4 protein-coding genes and 2 pseudogenes are annotated in these 4,908 nt (G+C 70.9%); 1 reads left to right on the top strand and 5 read right to left on the bottom strand.

The annotated features are described in order from the left end of the window. A pseudogene (locus tag MCBG_RS33510) lies at positions 1-255 on the top strand (peptide ABC transporter ATP-binding protein); the annotation flags it as partial. A 9-nt stretch (positions 256-264) separates the two neighbouring features. Here the strand turns inward: MCBG_RS33510 and MCBG_RS02140 are convergent. The 5 genes and pseudogenes from MCBG_RS02140 to MCBG_RS02120 form a co-directional block, all read right to left on the bottom strand. Then, positions 265-1,185: a carbohydrate ABC transporter permease gene (locus tag MCBG_RS02140; protein WP_043323451.1), complete on the bottom strand. Its 921-nt coding sequence runs from the start codon at positions 1,183-1,185 to the stop codon at positions 265-267. Beyond that, on the bottom strand, positions 1,182-2,063 hold the full coding sequence (locus MCBG_RS02135; RefSeq protein WP_223201006.1) for an ABC transporter permease: 882 nt from the start codon (positions 2,061-2,063) through the stop codon (positions 1,182-1,184). The genes MCBG_RS02140 and MCBG_RS02135 overlap by 4 nt, the downstream gene beginning before the upstream one ends. A gap of 139 nt (positions 2,064-2,202) precedes the next feature. Continuing rightward, on the bottom strand, positions 2,203-3,882 hold the full coding sequence (locus MCBG_RS02130) for an extracellular solute-binding protein (RefSeq protein ID WP_043323449.1): 1,680 nt from the start codon (positions 3,880-3,882) through the stop codon (positions 2,203-2,205). Between the two features lie 107 nt (positions 3,883-3,989). Further along, complete coding sequence (locus MCBG_RS02125; protein WP_043323447.1) at positions 3,990-4,679, bottom strand: RibD family protein; 690 nt, start codon at positions 4,677-4,679, stop codon at positions 3,990-3,992. Continuing rightward, positions 4,676-4,908 (bottom strand): annotated as a pseudogene (locus MCBG_RS02120) (GTP cyclohydrolase); the annotation flags it as partial. The pseudogene MCBG_RS02120 and the gene MCBG_RS02125, both read right to left, overlap by 4 nt.

Genomic DNA, 4,908 nt, shown 5'->3' with positions numbered 1-4,908 from the left:
GTGATGCTCTTCGACGAGGCGACCAGCGCGCTGGACCCGGAGCTGGTCAAGGGCGTGCTCGCGGTGATGGCGGACCTGGCTGCGGCCGGCATGACGATGGTCGTGGTGACGCACGAGATGGGGTTCGCGCGCAGCGTCGCCGACACGGTGGCGTTCATGGACGCGGGCGTGGTGCTGGAGTCCGGCCCGCCGGAGGCGGTGTTCGAGGCGCCGGAGCACCCGCGGCTGCGACGCTTCCTGTCCCAGGTTCTGTGAGCGGCCGCCTCAGCCCTTCACCGCGCCGATCAGCACACCCTTGACGAAGTGCCGCTGGATGAACGGGTAGACGGCGACGATCGGCGCGACGGTCAGCACCACCACCGCCATCTTGACCGCCTCGGTCGGTGGCATGGTCACCCCGCTGCTGCCGCCGGAGGTGTGCGGGGCCTGCCCAGCCAGCAGGTAGCTCTGCAGCACCCGCTGGATCGGGTACATGTCGTTGCGGTCGATGAACAGCAGCGCGTCGAACCAGACGTTCCAGTAGCTGACCGCGTAGAACAGGCCGACCACGGCGATGACCGCGCGGGACAGCGGCAGCACGATGCGCGCCAGCGTCCGGAAGTCGCTCGCGCCGTCGATGCGGGCGCTGTCCAGCAGCTCCGACGGGATGCCCTGGAAGAACCCGCGCACCACGACCAGGTTGAACACGCTGATCGCCGGTGGCAGGACCAGCGCCCAGATGGTGTCCTTCAGGCCCAGCCCGGTGACCACCAGGTAGCGGGGCACCAGCGGCGGGTAGACCAGGAACGGGATCAGGAAGTACGCGAGCAGCCAGCGGTGCCCCAGCGAGCCGGGCCGGGACAGCCCGTACGCGGCGAGCACGGTGACCGTCAGCGCGATGGCGGTGCCGATCACCGTGACGAGCGTGCTGATCCAGAGGGCCCGGGTGACAGCACCCCCGGCGAAGATCGTCTCGTACGCGGACGTGTCGATGCCCCGGGGCACGACCACCAGGCCGCCGGCCCGCGCGATGGTCTCCCGCGAGGACAGGCTGGTCACCAGGATCACCCAGAGCGGGAACAGCACGCCCGCCACGAGCACTGTGAGCACGACGGCCTTGAGGCCCTGCCCGACCGGGGTGGGCGGTTCCTGCCACACCGGCCGGCGGGATCGGTCGCCGGCGACCCGGCGGATCAGCGTGGTCATGACTTGGAGTAGATCCCTCGTTCGCCGAGCATGTGCGCCACCCGGTTGGCGGCCAGGATCAGCACCAGCCCGATGACGGCCTTGAACAGTCCGGCCGCGGCGCCGTACCCGTAGTTCCCGGTGGCGATGGAGAAGTGGTAGACGAAGGTGTCGAGCACCTCGGCGGCCTGCCGGCCGACGGCGTCGCGTTGCAGCAGGAACTGCTCGAAGCCGACCGAGAGCGCGTCGCCCAGGCGCAGGATGAGCAGCAGCACGATCACCGGGCGCAGGCCGGGCAGCGTGATGTGCCACAGCCGCCGCCACCGGCCGGCGCCGTCGGCGGCGGCGGCCTCGTAGAGGTTCTGGTCGATGGTGGACAGCGCGGCCAGGAAGACGATGGTGCCCCAGCCGACGTCCTTCCACACCGCCTCGACGGTGACCAGCACGATGAACGTGTCCGGGTTGGTCATCACGTTCCACGGCTGCATCCCGGCGTCGCGCATGCTCTGGGCGAGCAGCCCCGCGCCGCCGAGCATCGCCACGAAGAACGTGACCACCAGCACCCAGCTGAAGAAGTGCGGCAGGTAGACGATGGTCTGGATGAGCCCGCGCAGCCGGCTGGACAGCAGGTTGTGCAGCGCGATGGCCAGCAGGATCGGCAGCGGGAAGAAGAAGACGAGCTGGAACGCGGTGATCGCCAGCGTGTTGCGGAACGCGTCCCAGAACGCCGGGTCGGAGAACAGCAGCTGGAACTGGCCGAAGCCGATCCAGTCACTGTGCACGAACGCCTGCCACGGGTTGTCGCCCAGGTAGGGGTTGTAGTCCTGGAACGCGATGACGTTGCCGGCGATCGGCAGGTAGCTGAAGACCAGCAGGATTCCGAAGCCGGGCGCCACCATGGCGAGCAGCTGCCAGTCCCGCCGCAGCCGGGTGCGCAGCGCACCCGGCGGCGGCGGGGAGGTCGGCCGGGCGGTCGGCCGGGCGAGGCCGGGGCGTCCGGCCGGGCCCGCTCGGGCCCGGCCAGGACGGCCGGCTCGCTCATCGGCCCGCCTTGGGCAGCGCGTCGGCGAGCAGCTTCCGGGCCTCTTCGCCGCCGGCGGCCTTCCACTCCTTGACGATGGCGTCCACGTCGCTCAGCGGTCGGCGGCCGCGCAGCACGTCGGTGAACTTGTCCTCGGTGGGCACCTGGTTGGCCTTGTACGCGGCGGGCATCTCCAGCTTCACCCCGGCCCACGGGTTGGGCTCCATGTGCTTGACCATCTCGTTGGAGTACGCGAGCACGTCCGGCACGAAGCGCGGGGTGTCCGGGAACGGCCCGATGGTGGGGTTGCGGCCGCTGATGAAGAAGTACTGGTTGGCGATCTCCTTGAACGCCAGGTCGGTCTTGACCGGCCCGTTCGGCGACGGGTTGTGGTGCTTGCCCGCGACGCCGAAGTCCCGCAGCTGCGCCTCCTGGCTGCCCAGCGGCGCGGAGCACCAGTTGATGATCCGCAGCAGCTCCTGGACCCGGTCCTTGCCGAGGCCCTTCTTGACGAACGTGTAGGAAATCGGCTCGTCGTCGCCCCAGACCAGCGGGTCGCCGCCGGTGGCGGAGAAGATCGGCACCGGCTGGATGTTCAGCTTGGGGTTGGTCTTCTGATGCTCGGCCTGGGCGCCCTGCCAGAAGCCGACGCCGTCCTGGAGGAACACGATCGCGCCGTTCTTGGCGAACAGCTGCTTGGCGTCCGCGCCCCTGCTGGCCACGATGTCCGGGTGGACCAGGCCGTCCGCGTAGATCTTGGCCATCACCTCCAGCGCGCGGCGGAACTCCGGGGTCTCGTACTTGAACTCGGGGGTGCCGTCGGACTTGACCCGCCATCCGCCCTTGTGACCCGGCACCTTGTGGAACATCTGGATCATGGCGAAGACGTCGTTGAACGCCCACACCTTGCGCGCCGGGTCGGTCACCTGCTTGGCCACGGCGAGCAGGTCGTCCAGGTTCGCCGGCACGGCCAGGCCGCGCGCGTCGAGGACGTCCTTGCGGGTGAACAGCGCCCACGGGAACGGCCCGTCGGTGGGGTTGGGCACGGACATGAGCCGCTCGTTCCAGACCGCGCGCCGCCAGGCCCCGGTGGGGAAGCTCGCCAGCATCGGGTACGCGGCGGCGGCGTCGCCGCTGAGGTGGTCGGTCAGGTCCTCGAAGAGCACCTTGATGGCCTCGGCGAAGCGCGGGATCTTCTCCACCTCCCACCCCGGTACGCACAGCAGGTCCGGCACGTCGCGCGCGCCGAGCATCGCGTTGAGCTTGTCGGCGTACGTGTTGCCGTCCTGGATGGTGAAGTTGACGGGCGTGCCCAGCTCGGCGTTGACCGCCTGGAGGTAGGCGCTCTGCGCGACGCCGGGCGGCGCCGGGCCCCAGGCGGGGGTCATGGCGGTGACCTGCTTGCCGCTGGTGCCGGGCTTGTCGGTGACGGCGTCGACGAGGCTGGCCGGGTAGCGGGTGTAGCCATCGGGCACCGGCCGGGTGCCGACGATGTCGGGCTTGATGCCGCCGGGCAGGTCCTTGTGGTTGGGCAGCAGGCCGGAGACGGCGTCGAGGTTCTGGGCGGCGCCGGTGCCGGCCGGCTTCTCCGAGCAGCCGGCGAGCAGCGGGCCGGCGGTGGTGGCGGCCACGCCGAGGCCGACCAGGCCGAGGAAGCGACGGCGGGAGGAGCCCGGGTCGGGGTGGTGCGCGGTCATCGGTCCCCCTTCGGGAAGGGATGCGCAGTGGATTAGTTCGTATGGATGGTCAACAAACTAATCACGACCGTGAGCTTGCACAAGGGTGGACCGGGTGGGACGACGGGTCAGGCCGGGCAGCGGTCGGACAACGCGTAGCGGGTGAGCACCACGTCGCCGATCTGGCGTACCTCGACCACCCGGGCCCGACGGCCCGGGTGCCACGGGAAGCGGCCGTCCCCGACGAAGCGCGGCGCCCGACGGTCCCCCACGAAGAACGGGGCGACCACCAGGTGCAGCTCGTCGGCCAGGCCGGCGGTGAGGAACTGGCGGTGCATCGAGCCGCCGCCCTCCACCATCAGGCGCGTCACGCCGCGCCCGGCCAGGTCGGCCACCACCGCCTCCGCGGTGGCCGGATCGCCCGCGTCGACCACCGTGGACACGGCGCCGACCTGCTCACGGGCCTTGTCCACCACTCCGCTCGGGCAGTACACCAGCTTGAGCCCGTCACCCATGGTGAAGAAGCGCGCCCCCGGGTCGAGGTCGCCGCTGCCGGTGACTGTCACTTTCACCGGCGACGGGGGCAGGCCGCGCGCCACCCGCTCGGCGCGCCGCCGCTCGCTGCGCACCAGCAGGCGGGGGTCGTCGCGGCGCACTGTCGCCGCGCCCACCAGGATCGCGTCGCACCCGGCCCGGGTCGCGTCGACCCGGTCCAGGTCGTCGTCGTTCGACAGCAGCAGCCGGTCGGTGGTCGCGTCGTCGATGTAGCCGTCGATCGACATCGCGCAGCTGAGCAGGACGTACGGGCGGGTGGTCACGGCACGAACGGCAGGTCGAGGGCATGGTCGGCGCGGGTCACCTTGGCCGCCAGGTAACCGGCGTTCGCCGGCGACAGGTGCACGCCGGTGGACACCCGGTCGGGCACCGTGACGCCCAGCCGTTCGAGCTGGGCCGCCTTGTCCGGGTTGTTGCTGAGCAGGGCCACCCGGTCCACGCCCAGCGCGCCGAGCATCTGCGCGGCCACCGTGTAGTCACGCTCGTCCGCGC

Origin of the sequence: Micromonospora sp. M42 (assembly GCF_000568915.1) — a bacterium.
Classification (GTDB): Bacteria; Actinomycetota; Actinomycetes; order Mycobacteriales; family Micromonosporaceae; genus Micromonospora; species Micromonospora chalcea.
The sequence above is the reverse complement of the archived record's forward strand: the minus strand, read 5'-3'. Positions and strand labels throughout refer to the sequence as shown.